This window comes from Chryseobacterium sp. Leaf404 (genome assembly GCF_001424145.1).
Classification (GTDB): Bacteria; Bacteroidota; Bacteroidia; order Flavobacteriales; family Weeksellaceae; genus Chryseobacterium.
The window spans coordinates 539,281-558,963 of sequence record NZ_LMQM01000001.1 but is presented as its reverse complement, the minus strand read 5'-3'; the positions used below and the strand labels follow the sequence as shown (position 1 = coordinate 558,963).

Sequence of the window (19,683 nt, the reverse complement as noted above, 5' to 3'; positions counted from 1 at the left end):
CAATTATATACTTATGGCATTCGACTGGTTTAAAAGAAAAGCACAAAATATTACCACTTCTACAGACGAGAAAAAAGATGTTCCGAAAGGGCTTTGGCATCAGACTCCGTCAGGAAAAGTAGTGGAACACGACGAGTTAAAGAAAAACAATTATGTTTCTCCTGAAGACGGATTTCATGTAAGAATCGGAAGTGCTGAGTTTTTCAGTATTCTTTTTGACGAAGGAAAATTCACTGAGCTTGATGCGAATGTTGAAAGTATAGACATGCTCAACTTTAAAGACACCAAGTCGTACACCGACCGTCTGAAAGAAGTGAAAGCCAAAACAAAACTTACCGACTCAATCAGAAACGGCACAGGAACCGTAAACGGAACCGAAATGGTGGTTTCGTGTATGGATTTTGCGTTCATTGGAGGATCTTTAGGTTCTGTGATGGGTGAAAAAATCAGAAGAGCGATTGATTACTGTATCGAAAAAAGACTTCCTTACATGATTATTTGTCAGTCTGGAGGAGCAAGAATGCAGGAAGCAACATATTCTCTAATGCAGTTGGCAAAAGTACAGGCGAAACTGGCTCAGCTGTCGGAAGCAGGACTTTTATACATCGCTTATCTTTGCGACCCAACTTTCGGTGGAATTACCGCATCTTTTGCAATGACAGCAGACATCATCATGGCTGAACCAAAAGCATTGATTGGCTTTGCAGGTCCAAGAGTTATCCGTGAAACCATTGGTAGAGATTTACCGGAAGGTTTTCAGACTTCAGAATTTCTGCAGGAAAAAGGTTTCGTAGATTTTATTGTAAAGAGAACCGAAATCAAAGAAGTAGTTTCTAAAACAGTGAATTTATTAGCCGTAAAAGCTTAAAATTTAAACTAAACATCATACAATCTCTCTCAATTCGGGAGAGATTTTTGTTTAAATATCGGTAAGATTTATTGATCTCAATTTTTAATCTGAGCAGCTTAATTTAAAGCCAAAAGCAATTAGCCATTTGCCCAAAGCCAACTTATGAGGACTTTCAAAGTAATTTTCAACACCATAAAAAGCATGAGTTTTAAGAAAATTCTTAAACTCCTATCTGCCGTTTTGCCGCATCCTCTTTTTTCTGTCATGAGTTTTTATGCGACGGTAAAAGCATTTTCAATCGCTCAAAAACTATATCCTAAAACGGCATCTAAAAACGGGGAAGGAAATGCCTTCAGACATTCGTTTTGGTGCTGTTTGATCATGATGTACTGCAGCAAAATTTCCTCGCCCGAAAAAGCATTGAATTTCTGCAAAAAAATTACTGATTTGCACGAAGAACTATTCCCCAACGAACCTTTGGAAACCAAAATGGATCTCCACAACAACAAAATAGGAATGGATTACTTTATGGAACTTTTACCGGGAATTCACCGCCAGTTTTTTGAGAAAAATTTCTTTATTGAAGAACTTCAAAAGAAGACCGCCAACGCCAAGGTTTTGAAAAGTCTGGATGATGATTTTGCAGGCGAGTTGGTTTATCTGGATGAAAAATAATTCAATTTTATCTCGTTAAATTTATTATCTTTTCTAAAAATTAATTTTACATAAATGGTTCTCAGCAGAATTTGGTCGGCTTTTATTATCAGTGCCATCGCAATTGCGAGTATAAAATACATTTCATCAAGCCATTACAAAACCATTTTCAATGATATGGTGGTTGGAAAAGGTGGCGATACAGTACAGGTGGCAACTCAAAATATCAGTGCGCTTTCTCCCGTTGTGAGAGACAGTCTGATGAAAAGAAATAATTTTTCCGAAAACAGAATTCATTACAAAACAGATTCACTAAAGCAAAATGTACAGGTTTACAGAGTTCAGGCAGCAGATGGCGTTATTGGAACTTCTGAAACGGCAGTAAAAATCTGTCTGGGGTTAATTGGAATTATGGCTTTATTCATGGGATTTATGAGTATTGCTGAAAGAGCAGGCGGAATCAATTTGTTAAGCCGTTTAATTCAACCATTTTTTTCACGTCTTTTCCCTGAAATTCCAAAAAACCATCCCGCATTCGGGCACATGCTGATGAATTTCAGCGCCAATCTTTTAGGTTTAGATAATGCAGCAACACCTTTTGGTTTAAAAGCTATGGAAAGTTTGCAAACTTTAAACCCAAATAAAGACACGGCAAGCAATTCACAAATTATGTTCCTTTGTCTTCACGCAGGTGGAATGACGCTGATTCCAGTTTCCATCATAGCTTTGAGAGCTTCTGCAGGTTCGAAAAACCCTACAGATATATTTCTGTACTGCATGATTGCCACTTTTGCGGCCACTTTGGCGGCGATGATTATTGTTTCAATTTATCAGAAAATAAATCTTTTGCAGCCTGTACTTTTGGCGTATGTTGGCGGTATTTCCGTATTGGTTGGACTTCTTGTCTGGTATCTGACGGGTCTGAGCAAAGAAAATTTAGATATTTTCAGTCAGGTTTTAAGTAACGGATTAATCCTTTTCATTTTCCTCGCAATTGTGCTTGGAGCGCTTTATAAAAAAATCAATGTTTTTGACGCTTTCGTGGATGGAGCAAAAGAAGGCTTTACAACAAGTGTGAAAATTATCCCTTATTTGGTGGGGATGTTGATCGCTATTTCACTTTTAAGAACTTCAGGCGTTTTTGAAGTGATTATCGATGGGATGAAATGGGTGGTGAACGCCGCAAACTTAGATGCAAGATTTGTCGACGGACTTCCAACAGCTTTAATCAAACCACTTTCGGGCTCCGGAGCACGAGGAATGATGATGGATACAATGGCAACTTTCGGAGCAGACAGTTTTCAAGGGAAATTGGCAGCGGTTCTTCAGGGAAGTTCAGATACGACGTTTTACGTGATTGCAGTTTACTTTGGAGCCGTAGCTGTAAAGAATACAAGATATACGGTAATTGCTATGCTTTTGGCTGATTTAGTGGGCGTGATTACTGCGATCGGATTGGCGTATTTGTTTTTTGCTTAAATGAAAAGAATAATTATAATCTTAACCTTGTCTTTACTATTGATTGGTTGTAAAAAGGATCAATCAATTACTGAAGTGAATTCTAATGTCACTAAGAACAAAAATCGCAAAGATTATATTGATTTTAAATATGATAAAGTGGTTGCTTTTGCAAGTGTACATCCAATGGATTATTTTGATGGTGATTTTGATAAAGAATTGGATGTAAAAAAATTTAAAGATACCATCAGCAGAAAATTAGATTTAAATCAAATTAAAAAGCTTAATTATATTTTAAGCGGGAATCAAGATGATGATCTTTCAGAGCCGGCTGTATCAGCAGATTGCTTTTATCCTAGACATAACATTATCTTTTTAAAGGAAGAAAAAATAGTTAATTACATTTCGGTTTGCTTTGAATGCAATCAGATTAAAAGTAGCAAACCAACTTCTGCAAAAATGCAAAACTTTGCAGGCTTTTTTAATTCTATCAATTTAAAAATGTTTTACAGCCCAATTGAACATAAAGAATATTATGATTCTCTAAAACTTGTCAACAACAAAAATTAAATTCAATTATGATCACAGATAAAGAATTCACCTTAAGACTCATCCGCCAGCTATCTCAAGCCTTAGAAAAACTGATTTTAGACAAACCCGAAGAAAGTTTAATGCAGAAAGACCTCGATTTCGATTCTTTGATGAAAGATATTTTCAAGTTTGATTTTAAAGAACTTTCGGCAAAATCGAAAGAGGAAGTGATTGAAATCGTAAAAGAAAGACAGGAAAGAGATCACAAAGATTACTACGAAATGCTCGGAAATCTTTTCTATTACAATGGAAAGGTTTTGGCTAACAATGATTTTTTAGACAAAGCGAAAACTTTCTATGAGCTGTATTTACAGACCAGCGGCATTTTTGCGCTTCCGGCTATTAACAGAATCAGCGAGATTGCAGGTAAATAATATCCCGCAAACGAGGGTAAAGATTACTGATAGAAGATTACAGAAACTTCTGATACATGAAAAAAGAACTTGAATAAAGTGCTTTTGGATTTTTTAGAATGTAATATTGTAAGTTCCCGTAGAAGAAACGCTTGATTTCTCGGCTTTCACATATTTTTTAACCCACGCAACCGATGTCTGAACTACACATGGGTCTGAAATTCCACCAGCGCGTTTTGCGGATATAATATTTCCTGCTTTATCCACAGTGTAAGAAATTCTGATAGAGCCGCTGGCCGTGCATTTGTGGCTTGGCTGGGCGCCTCCACGTCCCATTGTTCCGGGAATATAGTTGGTAAGACTTCTGTCAATTCCTATTTTACTGTCTCCATTTCCATCGCCACCCAAAGGATCTCCGGCATTCCCCGGACCTTTTCCATCCCCTTGGTTACCAGATTTGTCGCCTCTACCGGACAAAAATTTACCAAAAATATTTTTTCCCTGACCGTCTCCGTTTCCGGTTTTGCTGTTGGCAGTGACTGCGCCACCTTTGGTTTTACTTTTTACCGTGCTGCTGGCTGGTTTCGTATTGGTTTTTGCATCGTCTTTTCTGGCAACTTTACGGTTGTCGTTTCCGGAAACTGCTTTTTCTTTAACATCCGCTTTTTTCGTTTCAGCCCTCGGTTCTGGCTTTATAACGGTATTGGGTTCTGTATTGCTTTCTGTTGGTTCAGCAACCGTCTCATCAGCTTTCATAGCCTGGCTTCCTTCCTGAGGAGCTGGTTCATCCATTCCTTCACCGTTTCTGTTGTCTCCGAAATTGACCAGCATAGTGGTTACTACCTCGGGTTCTTTTTCTTCGGGCGTAGGTTCAAGTTTATAGATAAAAACAAACAGCAGGATGGCAGACCATATCAGGACAGACAGAATTCCGCTTTTGATCCGGTCTTTATTGTGTTCGCTGTTATCAAGGGTATAACTTTTCATGAGCGGTTGTTTAACTTTAAAAGATGATGTCGAGGTTTAAATAAAATCAGACTTCTTTTTGGATGTCTCCTTTGTTATTTAGTTAAAAGTCAACTTTTTTCAAAGTGTACATTAATTTTCTTTTACAGTGGCGAGGGCGATATTCAGTTTATGTTTTTCTGCGATACTCATTGCAAAAACCACATCTTTGTGCATCGTATTTTCGTCTGCTCTTATGGTAAAAGATTTTCCCTGTCTGGAGTTCAGCAAACTTACAATAGTCTGTTCCAGCTGTTCCCTTGCTACCGGTTTATCGTCTACAAAATAACTTCCTTCGGCATTAATCGTTACCGTAAGAGGGTTTGGCGTATTGTCTGCAGCGGTGTCAGCCTTCGGAAGCTTTACGTCAATGGAGCTTTGGTTGGCCGCCGATGAGGTAATCATAAAGAAAATCAGCATCAGCAGGATAACGTCTGTCATCGCTGCTAAACTGAATTCCGGATTGGCTTTATTTCTTCTTTGAATTTTCATCTTTAGAGATTATAAAGGTTTGTTGATGATATCTAAAAATTCTCCAGACATATTCTGAGCATTCAAAACAAATTTGTCAATTCTCGTTAAAAGAATGTTATAAGCAAAATTAGCAGGAATCGCTACCGCCAAACCAACTGCGGTCTGTCCCAAAGCCGTGTAAATACCTTCAGATAAAGTTTTCGGAGAGAATGAGCCTTCAGCGTGAGACAGATTAAAGAAAGCAATGATCATCCCGATTACCGTTCCCAAAAGTCCGAGCATCGGTGCAATACTTGGTACGACTGCCAAAAGATTCAGGTTTTTTTCCATGTTGGCCACTTCTACCTGAGCCTGAGATTCCATTGCGCTTACAATGTCAGAAACCGGTCTTCCCAGTCTTGAAATTCCTTTTTCTAAAATTCTTGCTTCCGGCGAATTCTGTGTTTTGCAGTAATCCAGAGCAGAATCAATCTTTCCGTTTCGCACAAAATCCTCAATATTGTTCATAAAATTGGAGTCTGTTTTTGAAGTCACTCTTTTGATAAAGAAAAATCTTTCAAAGAAAAGGTAAACAGAAAATATTCCCAGCAAAAGTACGGTGGCCATTACAATTTTGGCAAAAGCCCCTCCGTGAAACATAATGTTCCAAAATGAAAACTCTGCACTTTCAGCAGTTACAACGGGTGTCGCCACCTGTGCAAATAAAACCTGAGTAAGTTCTGTTACAAGCATTAATCTGTATTTTTAGTAGTTTAAACGACAAAAATAAAGGAATATTATCAATTTTAATCTTAAAAAATGCTTAAAATAAGCTTTCGGTACCACAACGGAAAATTTCCCTTCAAAATAGATGAAGAGAAATAATATGTTTTAGCATTAAGTATCTGAATTTAATCTTCGTCTACCTCAATTTCGTCCTGCTTCAGCAGACATTTAAGTCTGAACGGAAGCGGATTGTCTGAGCCAGTATAAAAATCGTCGATTTGCCCTTTCCAGATCAGCTGGAGTTCTCCCGTTTCATCTTTTTCAAAGCACAGCTCATTGTCATAAAGATAAGCATCTTCATCGTCAAAAAGATCTACTTCTGTATAAGATTCTTCATCTGAGTCTGTGATGTTAAATGTCTGATCTTCAATCTCTCCGGATTGTATCGGGAAATCAGAAACCTGCATTGATAACTGAGGAAAATTGTTCTGCAGAGAATCGTCTTCCACATGATCCAAACTGTCGTCTGTGGAGATTTCTACTTCCAAAAAATGCTTCTGATTAAGGTAAACGGCTTTGCAATAAGTATGATTGATATTGTATTTAAGCGTTTCTTCCGGGTGGTAAATTTTTAAAATCCCTTTCATTATTTCTTAGAAAAGATCCGTAATGGTATGAATGTTAATTGTTTTAACAAAGATAGAAAATTGACTGAATGTGAAAAATTTTTTTAAATTATTTTTAAAATTTTAGATATTAAATCTTTTCCTGTAGAATCATTACATTTGTTTTTATATAAAATTCTTAATCATGCGAAATATTGTATTGGGAAGCCTTTTGTGTTTAGGCCTTGCAACTGCTTTTCACTCCTGCCGGAAAACAGATTTGCCGCTTAGCAAAGTAACCCCGAAAAACATAGATTCTATTGCTGCCAACTATTACGAGCAGTATCTGAAGCTCTATCCTTTGGAAGCAACGCAGCAGGGAGACTCCAGATACAATGACCAGTTGCCCATCAATATTGATAAAGATTTTATCTCAGGAGAGGTCGCATTTTACGCATCGGTACAGAAACAGCTGGAAAATGTAGATTACGAAAGCCTTCCCGATGACAAAAAAGTGGTTTATGATGTTCTTGATTTTACTTTAAAAGATAAAATAGGAGCCTACAGTTTCCACCCTGAATATATTCCTTTTACGCAGTTTGGAGGTTTGCCGCTTACGTTTCCTCTTTTGGGAAGCGGTGAAGGAAGCCAGCCTTTTGAGACAGAAAAAGATTACGAAAACTGGCTGAAGAGAATGGAAAAGTTTCCGGTTTGGGCAGATGCAGCAATTCATAATTTTAATGAGGGTATCAATGCTAAAATTGTTTTGCCTAAAAAACTGGTTGTCAAAATGATTCCGCAGATGAGAGCGGAAGAAATTATCACCTCAGATACTGAAAAAAATATTTTCTATGGTCCGCTGAAAAAGTTTCCGAAAGGTTTTTCTGATGAAAAGAAAGCAGAGTTTACAAGACTTTTCCACGAATCTGTGGCGAAAAACATAATCCCGGCTTACACCAGATTAGGAAATTATCTGGAAAAAGAATATTATCCGAAAGCAAGAGATACGGATGGTTACAATAGTTTACCGAACGGAAATTCTATCTATGCATTTTATGCCAAAAGCTGGACGACAACAGATGAAACCCCTGAAGAAATCAACAAAGTTGGTCTGCAGCAGGTTGCCATGCTCCGTGCTGAAATGGAAAAAGTGAAACAGGAAGTGGGATTTACAGGAACGCTTGAAGAATTTATTACCCACGTAAAAAATGATCAGAAAGCAATGCCTTATAAAAGTTCTGATGAGGTTTTAAAAGCCTTTAACGGTATTTTATCCAAGATCACTCCGAAGCTGAAAACCATGTTCAGCGTCACGCCAAAAACAAAATTTGAAATCAGACAAACCGAAAAATTCAGAGAGGCGAGTGCGAGCGCAGAATATATCCAGGGAACTCCGGACGGCAAAAGACCGGGGATTTTCTATATTCCGCTTCCTGATCCATCAAAATTTAATGTCACTTCGGGTATGGAATCGCTTTTTCTGCACGAGGCCATTCCGGGGCATCATTATCAGGTGTCTTTACAGCAGGAAAATACAAATCTGCCTAAATTTATGCGTTTCGGATGGCTGGGTGCTTACGGCGAAGGCTGGGCACATTATTGCGAAACGTTAGGTCCTGAATTTGGGCTTTACACCGATCCTTATCAAAAAATGGGCTATCTGAGTGATCAGATGCTGCGTGCGGTAAGATTAGTGGTTGATACCGGGCTTCACACAGGAAAAATGAGCAGGGAAGAAGCTATAACATATTTTCTGAGCAACATTGCCTACGATGAAGCAGGAGCAACGGCAGAAGTGGAGCGTTATATGGCAATGCCGGGGCAGGCTCTTGGCTATAAAATCGGGTCTTTGAGAATCCGTCAGTTGAGAGAAAAATATGAAAAAGAGTTGGGGCAAAAATTCAGTCTTGCAAAATTTCATGACGAAGTTTTAAGTCAGGGTTGTCTGCCTTTGGATGTTTTAAATAGAAAAATGGCACTTTGGGCCAAAAAACAGAAATAAATATTCCGGATAAGAGAAAAAGGAAAATATAGATCAGGCATTCGATATATTAGAATCAGTGACAGACCTATGAAAATTCCGGACATTTTCACAGAAATATTTTTTAAAATTACGAGCTTTGCCGTCCTTTAGAAAAATCTAAATTTAATTTAAATAAATACAAATGTTTACCGTAGCACAAATTGAAGAAGCTCACAGCAAACTAAAATCAGGCGCAGATTTCCCAAAATACATTCATGAAATTAAAGGTTTCGGGGTGAAAAACTTTATAACCTGGGTAAAAGACAGTCATACAGACTATTTCGGTAAAAATGATTTTCAAACAAAATCACAACCGAAATATGATGATTTGGAAATCAATGAAACAGTTAATGCTGATCATTTTAAAAAGCAGTTAAAAATTCACCAGAAAGGCGGAACAGATTATATGCAGTTCTGCAGAGACTGCGCAGAAAACGGCGTTGAAAAATGGATTGTTGATTTAGATCAGTTTACCTGCATTTATTTTGACAAAGCCGGCAATGAAGTTTTGACGGAGGAAATTCCTCATTAAAATCAAACAATGATGAAATTATTTTTCCTGATTTTTATTTCGCTTGCATTTATGGGTTGTAAAAACAAAAAAGAGAAAGTGATTTCATCCTATGAAAAAGTTGTTGTCGATGAAAATTTAGTTCATAATGACACCATTCAATTGCTTTCAAAATTTCCTGAACTAAGATTATTCAGAAAGGAAAAACTGGAAAGCAAAACCAGAACGGCTTACATCGTTCAGAATTCAGGTCTTTTGAATTTTGGAACCTCTTTTAATAATTATAAATGCAAAGCAACGAAAGCGGAAGACACCATAAATATTTCTTTGAACAATTATGACGGTTATATGGGTAATGGCATTATGGTCAAGGTTTTTGACGGGACTTTTAGAATTCTTGATTATGATCCCAAAACCTTGAAAGGAGAAATAAAATTCATTAGGGCAGTCCCACGATTTGAGTTTTTAAAATTAAATCAAACCCAATATCAAAAATGCGATAGTATTTTTGGTTTTGTCAATTACAGCTGTGTTGTTGATGGCGGAGTTAGCAAATCAATACGAGGATATTTTAAAGCCAGAATTCAATAAAACCAAAAACCCCGACAAGAATAGAATTGTCGGGGTTTCTTATGTTGTAAGTTAAAATATTACGCTTTCACAATATTCACAATCACTTCAGTCGCCTTCATCATGCTTTCCAAAGCCACATATTCATAAGGTCCGTGGAAATTGACTCCGCCGGCAAAAATATTCGGACAAGGCAATCCCATGTAAGATAATTGCGCTCCGTCGGTACCTCCTCTGATGGCTTTGATTTTTGGTTCAATTCCCGCTTCTTTCATTGCTTTTGCTGCCAAATCTACGATGTGCATTTTTCCTTCAAACTGCTGCTTCATATTCCTGTATTGCTCTTTAATTTCTATTTCTGCCGTTCCTTCGCCATGTTTTTGATTAAATTCTGCAATTTTTTCTTCCATGAATTTTTTTCTTGCCTCATATTTTTCTTCATCATGATCACGGATGATGTATTGAAGTTTTGCTTCCGAAATATCAGCAGTTACATCCATTAAGTGATAAAATCCGTCAAAACCTTTCGTTGTAGCCGGAGTCTCATTGGCTGGCAACATTTGAATAAACTCCGCAGCAAGCAAAGCGGCATTCACCATTTTCCCGAATGCATAACCGGGATGCACACTCAACCCGTGGATTTTTACCACTGCACCTGCAGCGTTGAAATTTTCATATTCCAGTTCGCCAACTTCGCCGCCATCCATTGTGTAAGCGAATTCCGCCCCGAATTTGGTAACATCAAATTTATGTGCTCCTCTTCCGATTTCTTCGTCAGGCGTGAATCCAACAGCAATTCTTCCGTGCTTGATTTCCGGATGAGTAATCAGATATTCTGCAGCGGTTACAATTTCCGCGCAACCTGCCTTGTCATCCGCTCCAAGAAGGGTATTTCCGTCAGTGGTTATTAAAGTCTGACCGATGTATTTTTTTAAACTTTCAAATTTTGAAGGCGACAAAGTGAAGTTAGACGTCTGATTTAAAACCAGATCACTTCCGTCATAATTTTCCCAAACCTGAGGTTTCACATTTTCTCCGCTGAAATCCGGCGAAGTGTCGTAATGCGAAATAAAACCGATAGTCGGCTGGCTGTCGTTTTCCAAATTTGATGGAACGTAACCCATGATGTAACCGTGATCGTCAATAGAAACATCTTCAAGACCAATATTTTTCAGTTCCTGAGTGATGTATTTTGCGATGTCCCACTGTCTTTCTGTAGAAGGTGTTGTCTCGCTTTCAGCGTCGCTGGTAGAGTATATTTTTACGTAAGTAAGAAAACGGTTCAGTAATTTTTCTTTCCAAAGTTGATTAAATTCTAGCATACTCATTATTGATTTTAAATTTTCACAAATATACAACGTAAAATCAGGATGCCCGAAAAATGTGTTGAATTATGCTTAAGTGCCAACAAAAAAAGGAAGCAAATTGCCTCCTCTATATTTTAAATCTTATTTAAACTGTTTAGACAGCATAAGCCGCTCTGTTCTGAAAAACGTTAATGACTGCCAGTTTTTCACTGGAAAGATTGTGCATCACTTCTACGGTGAAGGTTGAAAATTCATACAAAGTATATTTCAGGTCTTTCATCATTCTTTCGTTGACGATTTTTCCGTTGTGCAATACCAAATTGCACTGATCCTGATTTTCTAAGTTCTTGAAATCGTAATAGGAAATGTTCATGGCGCAAAGGTTTTAAACGTTTTTCAGTCTATTGCAATTCTTTTACCAAATCGATTTGATTTTAAAATTATTTATTAAAATTTAATCATCAATAATCTTGTTTTGATTTGAATTACTTAAACTAAATCTTATTTAAATGTTAATTGAAGATTTCAGAAATGATTTTAAGTTTAATTTAAAATGGAAAACAGGCGTTTTAATTAAGATGTGCTGATATAAATATGAAGTCTAAATGCTTTTAAATCAATTGATTCTGTGATATTTCGAAATAGACTGTTAAATTATTTAGTTTTATTATATTTGAGAAAATCAAAATAGAAATGTTTCTTACAGAATGTCCGCGCGATGCCATGCAAGGCTGGGGAGAATTTATACCTACTTCCAAAAAGATAGATTACATCAACGCTTTGATGGATGTAGGATTTGATGTGCTCGACTGCCTGAGCTTTGTGTCCCCGAAAGCAATTCCTCAAATGGCTGATTCTGCCGAGGTTGCGGGGAGTATCGATAAATCCCGCTCCAACACAAAAGTTTCCGCTATCATTGGCAATTTTAGGGGAGCCGAAAAAGCTTTAAAACATCAGTCAGTTGATATTTTGGGCTTTCCGTTTTCCATTTCTGAAACTTTTCAGCATCGGAATACCAACAAAAGTCAGGAAGAAGCTTTTACAGATATTGTGAAAATTCTTGAGCTCACAAAATCTGAAAACCGCAGTCTGAATCTTTATTTTTCAATGGCTTTCGGCAATCCGTACGGAGAAATGTGGAAGCTGGAGGATGTGGAATTCTGGGCTAAAAGATTTTCGGAAATAGGTATTGAAAATATTCTTTTGTCGGATACCACGGGTGTTGCGACTACCGAAACCATCAATTTACTTTTTGGTGAAATTCCTCAAAAGTTTGCCGAAATCAACTTTGGAGCTCATTTTCATAACCGTTATGAAGATTCCTACACAAAATTAAAAGCTGCCTACGATCAAGGCTGCAGAAGATTTGATTCTGCAATCAAAGGAATTGGCGGTTGTCCGATGGCAAAAGATGATTTGGTAGGAAATATGCCGACTGAGCAGGTGATTAACTTTATGAGCGTAGAAAAAACACCTCACAAACTGAATTTACTTAATTTTGAAAGTGCTTATAATAAAGCGAAAGATGTTTTTCATTTCTGAGTTATGAATAAGCTATTATTTACTTTTATACTTCTTTTTTCCTGTACAATTTTTGGACAGAAAATTCTGAAGCTTAAAAACGAAGAAAAATTCGACGAAATAATTAAGTTAGAAAATGAGAGTGCTGGTTTAAGTGGTGAGGAGCTTTATTACATGGGATATGCTTTTTTTATGAAGGAAGACGATGTAAAGGCAATTGAATACTATGATAAAGCATTGACAAAGAAATTTGATAATCCAATCGTATATTTCCAGAAAGGATATTCTCAGATGTTTTTAAAACAATATGATAAAGCGCTTGAAAATATAAATGTTGCCATAGAAAAAGCCCCGCTGGCTGAGTTTTATGTGGAGAAGGCAAATATTTTTAAGTATCAGAAAGATGACGTTAATGAAGATCGAACTTATGAACAAGGTCTAAAAAATGCCGATAAGGAAGGGAAATGGTATTTAACTTTAGCAAAAAACGCCGGTAATTTTTATTATGCCTCCAAAAAGGATTATAAAAAGTCTGAAGAAATTTACAGAAACGCTGTAATACTGTTTCCGGAAGAGTATATTCTATATGAAAAGTTGATAAAATCGCTGAATGCAAATAACAAATTTACAGAAGCGAATGAAGTTTTTGAAAAAGTAAAAACACTTTACAATCAAAAAGTTCTGTCGGAAGACTACATGAAGTTTAAAAATATGGCGGTGGATGAGTTTGTCTGGAAAGATCAATACATCAATGTTTTCAAATCTTTTGAGAAACCTAAAAATACGCTTGAAAATCTTTATAAAGTTTATTTAATAGATAAGTCTGGAGAAAAGATTGAAAGAAAATTTAATATTGAAAAAACAATTAAAGTCGAAAAGACCGATCCAGAGTATGTTATTTGTGAAGAAACAAAAGGTGGACATTCTACATATCCTATGGGTTTTAAAGATGATTCATTTACCCTTTCGACATTGAGGGAGCTTATTACAGATGTCCTTGATAAAGAAATAAATCCAGCAGCTTCAGTTAAAATAAATAGTAAATCTAAATAGTAATTATGACTTCAAAAATAACATATTTGGGAGATTTAAGATGTTCCGCAGAACACTTACAATCCGGAACAATCATAGAAAGTGACGCGCCGACAGACAATCACGGGAAAGGAGAAAAGTTTTCTCCAACAGACATGTGTGCGACTTCTCTGGCAGAATGTGCTCTTACAACGATTGCAATTTTAGGTAAAGACAAAGGCATCAACATCGATGGAGCGTACTGCAATCTTGAAAAAGTAATGGCTCCAAATCCACGCAGAATTAGTGAAATTAAATGTGAGTTTATTTTCAAAGATCAGTATTCTGACGAGCAGAAAAAGACTATTGAAGAAATTGCATACAACTGTCCGGTTTCGAAAAGCCTGCATCCGGATTTGAAGCAGACGCTGAGTTTTGTTTACCAGTAGAACAGAAAGTCTAAGTTTTAAGCCTTGTAGTTGTATAATTTGTCAGTGTACTTGTCGGCATTGCAATTTCACCAACTATTTTTGACTATTAAAACGTAATAAAATAATCATTAAAAGTTTATTTGTCATTCCGTAGGAATCCCGACACACTCAAAATTATGCAGTTTAGATTCCTACGGAATGACAAAATTACTGGCTGATTTTTTTATGATTAAATACGGATGATCATATTAGTTCTCCTCCAAAATCTGTTGCGCAGCAGTCTTCGAAGTAACTTTTTCAATAACTCTTGTACAGATTCCCTTTTCATCGAAGATAAAAGTGGTTCTTACAATCCCCATGTACGTTTTTCCGAAAGTTTTCTTTTCCTGCCAAACACCGAATTTCTCGATAATGTAACGGTTTTCATCGGCAATAAGATCGTAAGGAAAGGAAAATTTAGAATGAAAATTTTTCTGCTTTTTTACAGAATCGCCACTGATTCCAAGTAATTGAAAACCTGCTTTTTCCAGTTCAGAATAATTGTCGCTTAAGTTACAGGCCTCAACAGTACAGGTCGGCGTGCTCGCTTGTGGATAGAAGAATATCACCAGTTTCTGACCTTTGAATTTTTCAGAATTAATTGTTTCGCCATCCTGATTTACACTTTCAAATTTTGGTAAAGCGTCTCCGACTTTCAACATATTTTTTAATTTTGCTCAAATTTAAAGTTTAAATGACAAAAAAACAAAGAGCCGCACTCATTCAGCAGGAACTGGAGAAACTTTATCCCGAAGTTCCGATTCCGCTGGATCATACAGATCCTTACACACTGATGGTGGCTGTAGCGCTTTCGGCTCAGACGACTGATAAAAAGGTAAATCAGGTGACGCCTGAACTTTTCGCTGTGGCTGGTACACCGCAGAGAATGGCAAAGCTGGAAGAGTTTCAGATAAAAGAACTGATTAAAGAAATCGGATTATCAAATACCAAAGCCAAAAATCTGAAAAGAATGGCTGAGCTTCTCCTTGTAAACCACAACGGCATCGTTCCTCAGACCTTTGAAGAACTTGAGGCGCTTCCTGGTGTTGGTCATAAAACCGCGTCGGTAGTGATGAGTCAGGCATTTGGTTTTCCGGCATTTCCTGTCGATACACACATTCACCGTTTGATGAATCAGTGGAAACTGACTTCCGGTAAAAATGCTGTAGAAACCGAACGGGATGCAAAAATGCTCTGGAAAGAAGATGTCTGGAACAAACTTCATCTTCAGATTATTTACTACGGACGGGAATATTCGCCTGCGAGAGGGAAGGGCGAGAAAGATTTTCTCACCAAAATGCTCTTCGAAAAATAAAAGCTCCGATTGTTTCAGTTACAAACCGACTACAAAACCGATGTTCGGCATAAGTCCGCTGGCAAAAATGCTGTTGTTTTCCCTGTACAACACATTATACATTACACCAAGCTGCAGGAAAGAGTTGTTGCCGATTCTCTGCAGATATCCGCCACCCAGATAAAGCGCAGTCTCCTGGTCGGACGATTTGTAACCGTAAATTTTATCTTTATAATTAATGAAAAAATGCTGAAGATTTGCTCCTGCATAGAATGATCTTGCGAAATAATAGTTGGCGAAAGGCCCCACTCCAAACATGGTTGACCTATAAAAGTCTGAGGTCTGCCACATCACCGTCCCCGTAATTCCAGCCTCCAGATTTTCTGTTACGCGGTAACCAACTCTGGGTGCTGCCTGAATGTTGAACATAGAATTACTTCCGAAACCAAATCCAATTCCACCTCCGAAAGTCCATCGCCTGGTGCTTTCTGAGTTGTTTCCGATTGCAATCTGCGAGTAAGCAAAAGTGGAAATCAAAACTAAAGTCGCAATAAAAAATTTTCTCATATCATGTAATTTTTAATGTAAACAACAGTCGTTCAAACTTAAATAAAATCACTTCCAGACAGCTGTGGAGGAAAAATTTTATTAAATTTTAAATAATATAAAAACAAGTCCGTAAAGAATATCGTTTTTATCAATCCTTAAAAATATCATTTTTTTTGCGAATGAGATTGTCGTAATTTTGCGGCTCAACTAAGAACTCCCGTTAAGAGTTTCGTAAAATTGAATACATGAAAGTAGTAGTAGGCCTCTCAGGAGGCGTAGATTCGAGTGTTACAGCGTATTTGCTGCAACAGCAAGGGCACGAGGTGGTGGCTCTTTTTATGAGAAACTGGAACGATGCATCGGTTACTTTGGAAGATGAATGTCCGTGGATTGAAGACAGCAATGACGCGCTGATGGTCGCTCAGAAACTTGGAATTCCGTTTCAGGTGATTGATATGAGCGAACTCTACAAAGAAAGAATCGTTGATTATATGTTTGACGAATATCAGAAGGGAAGAACTCCGAATCCTGATGTTTTGTGCAACAGAGAAGTGAAATTCGATGTTTTTATGAAAACTGCGATGTCACTTGGTGCCGATAAAGTAGCAACAGGACATTATGCCAGAGTAGATTCCACCTTTGATGAAAACGGGAATGAGATTTTTCATCTTTTAGCCGGCAAAGACAATAACAAAGATCAGTCGTATTTTTTATGCCAGCTCAGTCAGGATCAGCTTTCTAAAGCCTTATTCCCGATTGGCGAGCTCACAAAGCCTCAGGTTAGAGAAATTGCACGGGAAATGGAATTGGTTACCGCTGATAAAAAAGATTCGCAAGGACTGTGTTTTATCGGAAAGGTAAGTCTGCCTCAGTTTTTGCAGCAGCAATTGGTTCCGAAGGAAGGAGAAATCGTTGAAATTTTTAAAGATTCTCCTTTGTTTTCTGCAGAAACTCCAGCTTTTTCATCTAAAGAGGATGAACTGGAATTTTTAAGCAGAAAAATAAATTATAAAAAAGCCGACGGTAAAGTAATTGGCAAACACCAGGGTGCTCAGTTTTTCACGATCGGACAAAGTAAAGGTCTGGGAATTGGCGGACACAAAGAATCGTGTTTTATCGTTTCGAGGGACATGGAAAACAATATTATTTTCGTGGGAGAAGGTCATAGTTTTCCCGGCTTGCACAAGAAAGCTCTGAAAATTGATAATTCAGAACTGCATTGGGTTCGTGAAGATTTAAGATTGAAAAATGGTGAATCGATGGAAGTGCTAGCTAGATTCCGTTACAGACAGGAGCTTCAGAAAGCTACAATCTATCAGTTTGAAAATGCCTTTTTTATGGAATTTGAAAATCCTCAGTCGGCTATTGCAGAAGGTCAGTTTGCAGCCTGGTATCTGGAGGATGAACTGATTGGAAGTGGAGTGATTTCTTAGAATTAGCAATTAAAATAAACTGGCAATTTTGTGAACTTTTGAGAGACTTTTTTTCAAGATTTTTCTTTTGTCACTTTTGCGGTTAAGAAAAAAAAATAATCCCGAAGCATCTTTGTTTCGGGTTTTTGTTAGTTTAAAATTGAGTGTTGACTACTTCAACTTATGGTTGGGATGAGTTTGAGTAATTATCAGCATTACAATTGTTTCCATTATTAATATGAAGATCAAATATCCAACTGGTTTATTGAGATACAAACCTCTAAACAGTTTTGTAATTCCTAAAGCTATTATTGAAAGCATAAAATATAGCAATACCTTTCGGTTGTTGATTTTCAATCTTTTTCCAATAAAAATCATCAGATAAAAAATCATCAGGATTAATACATAAAACTTCAGAAAATCCGGACCTTTAAGTAAAATGGGATTGAAAGTTTGGTGTGAAACATAAAGCCAAATCCAACTTACAATCACTGAAACGGAATACATTATTAAACTTTTCATTTTGATTTATTTTAGATTTTAGCTTCCGCATCCACCACATCCACCGCCGCCGCAACTGCTTCCACAACTTGAGCCACTGCTGCAACCTGAACTGTTACTGCAACTTGTGCCGCTGCTTCCGCCGTCTGAACTGCCACCGTTGTTTTTGTTCCTGCTTCCTGATTGCGAACTTCCTATGATCATTCCTAAAATGTTCATTCCTATAAATATTCCGATAATCCATCCAAATACTTTGAATAAAACTCCGCCAGAGCCTTCTGAGCAGGAAATCAACAGTAGAAAGACTGAAGCTGCTGAAAGGAACTTAAATTTCTTAAACCAGTTTTTTCTGACGAAGGTTTTTTGGTTTTGATGTTTCCAAATGTCTTCCGGTGCTTCCTGTGAGAAAACTTCATGATAGTTTTCCAGAGTTTCTGAGAACCAGTTCTGATGTTTTGCGTTTTCAGAACTTCCTCCGGTTGAAGGATGGTGATGCAGGCTTCTTTTCAGAATATTCGGGCAGAAATCTTCCCAGTAATTTTGAGTGTAAATGAGATGCATGTGCCAGACTTTGTCCACAGTTTCGCTTGGCGAAGCACCGTAGGGAGATATGCAGCAGAGATAGACAAATTTTTTGTACTCTTCAATTGCTTTTTGGGTAAATTCTGCGCTCCAGTTTTCCTCTTTTGCGAGTTTTTTCGAGAAAGGAAATGTTGCATTCTCAGCGTCTAATGAAAAGCTTTGAATTCTTTGCCAAAGATTTTCGTTTCCAAATACCAATTTTGTTTTCATTTTGTTTCTTTTAATTTTCCTACTCAAATGTCCCTTGATTAAAAAATATAAAAGTCCCACAAAAATCTTTTTTAGATTTAAAAAAATCTTAAATTAGTCTTATAAAATAAATTCATGAAAAAAGAAGACATTGCACACCTTGAGAAACTGATGAATTTCTTAAGCCTTCATTTTTTAAAGAAAAATTCTTGGGAAGATGTGTCTAAAACCGAATGGTCTTACATTGCCGACGAACTTAATGATCTGATCATTGCTGATCAAGAAACTAAAAGCATAAAAAAAAATCCTGAATTATTAGGTTCGAATTATTTATACGAACACCTGATCATCAACAAACTGAAGAAATTTAAGCAAAATGAAAATTCAGTTTTAAGCAAACCAAATCTGGCAAAATTGAGTAAGATTGTCAAAGTTTTGGGCTATTCCAATTACATCGATTTTATTAATTCAAATACAGAATCATTTAATTTTAATGATCTGAGAATTGATATGAATAATGTAAAACAAAACACAGATCTTCTCGACAGACTCGTCGGCTGCTGGTATTCCTACAACAGGAACCTTCCTGAAAACCCTTTGCAGGCGAAGGAAGACAGGATCTGGCGTTCTGCAACAGAAATTTACAAGTCTGAAACTTCAGGCGAATATTTTGTGGAAAGAAGCGGCGGCGACCGGCACAAGTATTTTGGTAAAATCACGGCATATTCCGACTATGTTTTTATTATCATGAACAGCAACACGTTCATCCGACAAAGACATTTTATCTCAAGAATTAAAGACATCAAGGAAAAACTCAAAAATCCAGAATATAAGCTCTATGAATTGCATTTTATAAGTACTTGTATTAGTTTTAATCAGGAGCCGATTGCTCTTTTTGAAATATTTCAGAAAGCGGACAGAAAAAATTTCATTCCCGATTCAATAAGTTTCCCGATTGACAGCGATGAAATTCCTGCCTCAATCATTAAACAACTTGAAGATACAGAAGCGAACAGAATTGATTATAAATAGTGGCGGATGCTGGTGT

The 19,683-nt window shown here is 37.0% G+C and carries 24 protein-coding genes; 14 read left to right on the top strand and 10 right to left on the bottom strand.

Annotation, left to right across the window (positions count from 1 at the left end):
- Positions 1 to 13: 13 nt before the first annotated feature.
- The 5 genes from accD (at position 14) to ASG31_RS02605 (ending at position 3,927) form a co-directional block, all read left to right on the top strand.
- Entirely contained in the window at positions 14 to 868 is an 855-nt protein-coding gene (gene accD / locus ASG31_RS02625) for an acetyl-CoA carboxylase, carboxyltransferase subunit beta (protein ID WP_056027604.1), read from the top strand.
- 144 nt (positions 869 to 1,012) lie between these two features.
- A complete protein-coding gene (locus ASG31_RS02620; protein WP_056027602.1) occupies positions 1,013 to 1,525 on the top strand; it encodes a DUF6973 domain-containing protein in 513 nt (170 codons plus the stop codon).
- Between the two features lie 54 nt (positions 1,526 to 1,579).
- Positions 1,580 to 2,983: a nucleoside recognition domain-containing protein gene (locus ASG31_RS02615; RefSeq protein ID WP_056027600.1), complete on the top strand. Its 1,404-nt coding sequence runs from the start codon at positions 1,580 to 1,582 to the stop codon at positions 2,981 to 2,983.
- Positions 2,984 to 3,532, top strand: a complete 549-nt coding sequence (locus tag ASG31_RS02610; RefSeq protein WP_056027598.1) for a hypothetical protein — start codon at positions 2,984 to 2,986, stop codon at positions 3,530 to 3,532.
- A gap of 8 nt (positions 3,533 to 3,540) precedes the next feature.
- Positions 3,541 to 3,927, top strand: coding sequence for a hypothetical protein (locus tag ASG31_RS02605; RefSeq protein ID WP_056027595.1), 387 nt, complete (start codon positions 3,541 to 3,543; stop codon positions 3,925 to 3,927).
- Between the two features lie 93 nt (positions 3,928 to 4,020).
- On the opposite strand, the gene ASG31_RS02600 is transcribed toward ASG31_RS02605, so the two are convergent.
- The 4 genes from ASG31_RS02600 to ASG31_RS02585 form a co-directional block, all read right to left on the bottom strand.
- Positions 4,021 to 4,893: a hypothetical protein gene (locus ASG31_RS02600; protein WP_056027593.1), complete on the bottom strand. Its 873-nt coding sequence runs from the start codon at positions 4,891 to 4,893 to the stop codon at positions 4,021 to 4,023.
- A 111-nt stretch (positions 4,894 to 5,004) separates the two neighbouring features.
- Positions 5,005 to 5,403, bottom strand: coding sequence for an ExbD/TolR family protein (locus tag ASG31_RS02595; protein WP_056027591.1), 399 nt, complete (start codon positions 5,401 to 5,403; stop codon positions 5,005 to 5,007).
- Between the two features lie 9 nt (positions 5,404 to 5,412).
- Positions 5,413 to 6,117 carry a MotA/TolQ/ExbB proton channel family protein gene (locus ASG31_RS02590; RefSeq protein ID WP_056027589.1) on the bottom strand — a complete coding sequence of 235 codons (705 nt, stop codon included), beginning with the start codon at positions 6,115 to 6,117 and terminating at the stop codon, positions 5,413 to 5,415.
- A gap of 158 nt (positions 6,118 to 6,275) precedes the next feature.
- Positions 6,276 to 6,737, bottom strand: coding sequence for a hypothetical protein (locus tag ASG31_RS02585; protein WP_056027587.1), 462 nt, complete (start codon positions 6,735 to 6,737; stop codon positions 6,276 to 6,278).
- A gap of 163 nt (positions 6,738 to 6,900) precedes the next feature.
- On the opposite strand from ASG31_RS02585, the gene ASG31_RS02580 reads away from it, so the two are divergent.
- The 3 genes from ASG31_RS02580 (at position 6,901) to ASG31_RS02570 (ending at position 9,820) form a co-directional block, all read left to right on the top strand.
- Positions 6,901 to 8,697 carry a DUF885 domain-containing protein gene (locus tag ASG31_RS02580; RefSeq protein ID WP_056027585.1) on the top strand — a complete coding sequence of 599 codons (1,797 nt, stop codon included), beginning with the start codon at positions 6,901 to 6,903 and terminating at the stop codon, positions 8,695 to 8,697.
- 163 nt (positions 8,698 to 8,860) lie between these two features.
- Positions 8,861 to 9,250, top strand: a complete 390-nt coding sequence (locus ASG31_RS02575; protein ID WP_056027583.1) for a DUF1398 domain-containing protein — start codon at positions 8,861 to 8,863, stop codon at positions 9,248 to 9,250.
- A 9-nt stretch (positions 9,251 to 9,259) separates the two neighbouring features.
- Complete coding sequence (locus ASG31_RS02570) at positions 9,260 to 9,820, top strand: hypothetical protein (RefSeq protein WP_056027581.1); 561 nt, start codon at positions 9,260 to 9,262, stop codon at positions 9,818 to 9,820.
- 59 nt (positions 9,821 to 9,879) lie between these two features.
- Here the strand turns inward: ASG31_RS02570 and pepT are convergent, their stop codons facing one another.
- Both pepT and ASG31_RS02560 read right to left on the bottom strand, forming a co-directional pair.
- The gene (pepT, locus tag ASG31_RS02565) at positions 9,880 to 11,127 is read right to left on the bottom strand and encodes a peptidase T (protein WP_056027579.1); all 1,248 of its coding nucleotides are present in this window, start codon (positions 11,125 to 11,127) and stop codon (positions 9,880 to 9,882) included.
- 133 nt (positions 11,128 to 11,260) lie between these two features.
- On the bottom strand, positions 11,261 to 11,479 hold the full coding sequence (locus tag ASG31_RS02560; RefSeq protein WP_056027577.1) for a hypothetical protein: 219 nt from the start codon (positions 11,477 to 11,479) through the stop codon (positions 11,261 to 11,263).
- 320 nt (positions 11,480 to 11,799) lie between these two features.
- Here ASG31_RS02560 and ASG31_RS02555 point away from each other — a divergent pair, with 320 nt between their 5' ends.
- The 3 genes from ASG31_RS02555 to ASG31_RS02545 are packed head-to-tail and all read left to right on the top strand — an operon-like array spanning position 11,800 to position 14,087.
- Positions 11,800 to 12,648, top strand: a complete 849-nt coding sequence (locus tag ASG31_RS02555) for a hydroxymethylglutaryl-CoA lyase (RefSeq protein WP_056027575.1) — start codon at positions 11,800 to 11,802, stop codon at positions 12,646 to 12,648.
- Positions 12,649 to 12,651: 3 nt separating this feature from the next.
- Entirely contained in the window at positions 12,652 to 13,680 is a 1,029-nt protein-coding gene (locus ASG31_RS02550) for a tetratricopeptide repeat protein (protein WP_056027573.1), read from the top strand.
- Positions 13,681 to 13,685: 5 nt separating this feature from the next.
- Positions 13,686 to 14,087, top strand: coding sequence for an OsmC family protein (locus ASG31_RS02545; RefSeq protein WP_056027571.1), 402 nt, complete (start codon positions 13,686 to 13,688; stop codon positions 14,085 to 14,087).
- Positions 14,088 to 14,317: 230 nt separating this feature from the next.
- On the opposite strand, the gene bcp is transcribed toward ASG31_RS02545, so the two are convergent.
- A complete protein-coding gene (bcp, locus tag ASG31_RS02540; RefSeq protein ID WP_056027569.1) occupies positions 14,318 to 14,770 on the bottom strand; it encodes a thioredoxin-dependent thiol peroxidase in 453 nt (150 codons plus the stop codon).
- A 32-nt stretch (positions 14,771 to 14,802) separates the two neighbouring features.
- On the opposite strand from bcp, the gene ASG31_RS02535 reads away from it, so the two are divergent.
- Positions 14,803 to 15,423, top strand: coding sequence for an endonuclease III domain-containing protein (locus tag ASG31_RS02535; protein WP_056027566.1), 621 nt, complete (start codon positions 14,803 to 14,805; stop codon positions 15,421 to 15,423).
- An 18-nt stretch (positions 15,424 to 15,441) separates the two neighbouring features.
- Here ASG31_RS02535 and ASG31_RS02530 read toward each other — a convergent pair whose 3' ends face one another.
- Positions 15,442 to 15,969: a hypothetical protein gene (locus ASG31_RS02530; protein ID WP_056027564.1), complete on the bottom strand. Its 528-nt coding sequence runs from the start codon at positions 15,967 to 15,969 to the stop codon at positions 15,442 to 15,444.
- Between the two features lie 227 nt (positions 15,970 to 16,196).
- On the opposite strand from ASG31_RS02530, the gene mnmA reads away from it, so the two are divergent.
- Complete coding sequence (gene mnmA, locus ASG31_RS02525; protein ID WP_056027563.1) at positions 16,197 to 17,384, top strand: tRNA 2-thiouridine(34) synthase MnmA; 1,188 nt, start codon at positions 16,197 to 16,199, stop codon at positions 17,382 to 17,384.
- 150 nt (positions 17,385 to 17,534) lie between these two features.
- Here mnmA and ASG31_RS02520 read toward each other — a convergent pair whose 3' ends face one another.
- Entirely contained in the window at positions 17,535 to 17,885 is a 351-nt protein-coding gene (locus tag ASG31_RS02520) for a hypothetical protein (protein WP_231433707.1), read from the bottom strand.
- Positions 17,886 to 17,903: 18 nt separating this feature from the next.
- Positions 17,904 to 18,656, bottom strand: coding sequence for a glycine-rich domain-containing protein (locus tag ASG31_RS02515; RefSeq protein WP_056027559.1), 753 nt, complete (start codon positions 18,654 to 18,656; stop codon positions 17,904 to 17,906).
- 114 nt (positions 18,657 to 18,770) lie between these two features.
- Between ASG31_RS02515 and ASG31_RS02510 the strand changes: the two genes are divergently transcribed.
- A complete protein-coding gene (locus ASG31_RS02510) occupies positions 18,771 to 19,667 on the top strand; it encodes a hypothetical protein (protein WP_056027557.1) in 897 nt (298 codons plus the stop codon).
- Positions 19,668 to 19,683 lie beyond the last annotated feature (16 nt).

What these genes read in the sequence shown, in the direction of transcription:
- ASG31_RS02555 (WP_056027575.1), top strand. Translation starts at nt 11,800, where the DNA reads ATGTTTCTTACAGAATGTCCGCGCGATGCCATGCAAGGCTGGGGAGAA.
- ASG31_RS02510 (WP_056027557.1), top strand. Translation starts at nt 18,771, where the DNA reads ATGAAAAAAGAAGACATTGCACACCTTGAGAAACTGATGAATTTCTTA.
- ASG31_RS02550 (WP_056027573.1), top strand. Translation starts at nt 12,652, where the DNA reads ATGAATAAGCTATTATTTACTTTTATACTTCTTTTTTCCTGTACAATT.
- ASG31_RS02520 (WP_231433707.1), bottom strand. Translation starts at nt 17,885, where the DNA reads ATGAAAAGTTTAATAATGTATTCCGTTTCAGTGATTGTAAGTTGGATT.
- ASG31_RS02595 (WP_056027591.1), bottom strand. Translation starts at nt 5,403, where the DNA reads ATGAAAATTCAAAGAAGAAATAAAGCCAATCCGGAATTCAGTTTAGCA.
- ASG31_RS02580 (WP_056027585.1), top strand. Translation starts at nt 6,901, where the DNA reads ATGCGAAATATTGTATTGGGAAGCCTTTTGTGTTTAGGCCTTGCAACT.
- ASG31_RS02605 (WP_056027595.1), top strand. Translation starts at nt 3,541, where the DNA reads ATGATCACAGATAAAGAATTCACCTTAAGACTCATCCGCCAGCTATCT.
- ASG31_RS02570 (WP_056027581.1), top strand. Translation starts at nt 9,260, where the DNA reads ATGATGAAATTATTTTTCCTGATTTTTATTTCGCTTGCATTTATGGGT.
- ASG31_RS02530 (WP_056027564.1), bottom strand. Translation starts at nt 15,969, where the DNA reads ATGAGAAAATTTTTTATTGCGACTTTAGTTTTGATTTCCACTTTTGCT.
- ASG31_RS02620 (WP_056027602.1), top strand. Translation starts at nt 1,013, where the DNA reads ATGAGGACTTTCAAAGTAATTTTCAACACCATAAAAAGCATGAGTTTT.
- ASG31_RS02600 (WP_056027593.1), bottom strand. Translation starts at nt 4,893, where the DNA reads ATGAAAAGTTATACCCTTGATAACAGCGAACACAATAAAGACCGGATC.
- ASG31_RS02610 (WP_056027598.1), top strand. Translation starts at nt 2,984, where the DNA reads ATGAAAAGAATAATTATAATCTTAACCTTGTCTTTACTATTGATTGGT.
- ASG31_RS02590 (WP_056027589.1), bottom strand. Translation starts at nt 6,117, where the DNA reads ATGCTTGTAACAGAACTTACTCAGGTTTTATTTGCACAGGTGGCGACA.
- ASG31_RS02545 (WP_056027571.1), top strand. Translation starts at nt 13,686, where the DNA reads ATGACTTCAAAAATAACATATTTGGGAGATTTAAGATGTTCCGCAGAA.
- mnmA (WP_056027563.1), top strand. Translation starts at nt 16,197, where the DNA reads ATGAAAGTAGTAGTAGGCCTCTCAGGAGGCGTAGATTCGAGTGTTACA.
- ASG31_RS02615 (WP_056027600.1), top strand. Translation starts at nt 1,580, where the DNA reads ATGGTTCTCAGCAGAATTTGGTCGGCTTTTATTATCAGTGCCATCGCA.
- ASG31_RS02515 (WP_056027559.1), bottom strand. Translation starts at nt 18,656, where the DNA reads ATGAAAACAAAATTGGTATTTGGAAACGAAAATCTTTGGCAAAGAATT.
- bcp (WP_056027569.1), bottom strand. Translation starts at nt 14,770, where the DNA reads ATGTTGAAAGTCGGAGACGCTTTACCAAAATTTGAAAGTGTAAATCAG.
- ASG31_RS02585 (WP_056027587.1), bottom strand. Translation starts at nt 6,737, where the DNA reads ATGAAAGGGATTTTAAAAATTTACCACCCGGAAGAAACGCTTAAATAC.
- accD (WP_056027604.1), top strand. Translation starts at nt 14, where the DNA reads ATGGCATTCGACTGGTTTAAAAGAAAAGCACAAAATATTACCACTTCT.
- ASG31_RS02575 (WP_056027583.1), top strand. Translation starts at nt 8,861, where the DNA reads ATGTTTACCGTAGCACAAATTGAAGAAGCTCACAGCAAACTAAAATCA.
- pepT (WP_056027579.1), bottom strand. Translation starts at nt 11,127, where the DNA reads ATGAGTATGCTAGAATTTAATCAACTTTGGAAAGAAAAATTACTGAAC.
- ASG31_RS02535 (WP_056027566.1), top strand. Translation starts at nt 14,803, where the DNA reads ATGACAAAAAAACAAAGAGCCGCACTCATTCAGCAGGAACTGGAGAAA.
- ASG31_RS02560 (WP_056027577.1), bottom strand. Translation starts at nt 11,479, where the DNA reads ATGAACATTTCCTATTACGATTTCAAGAACTTAGAAAATCAGGATCAG.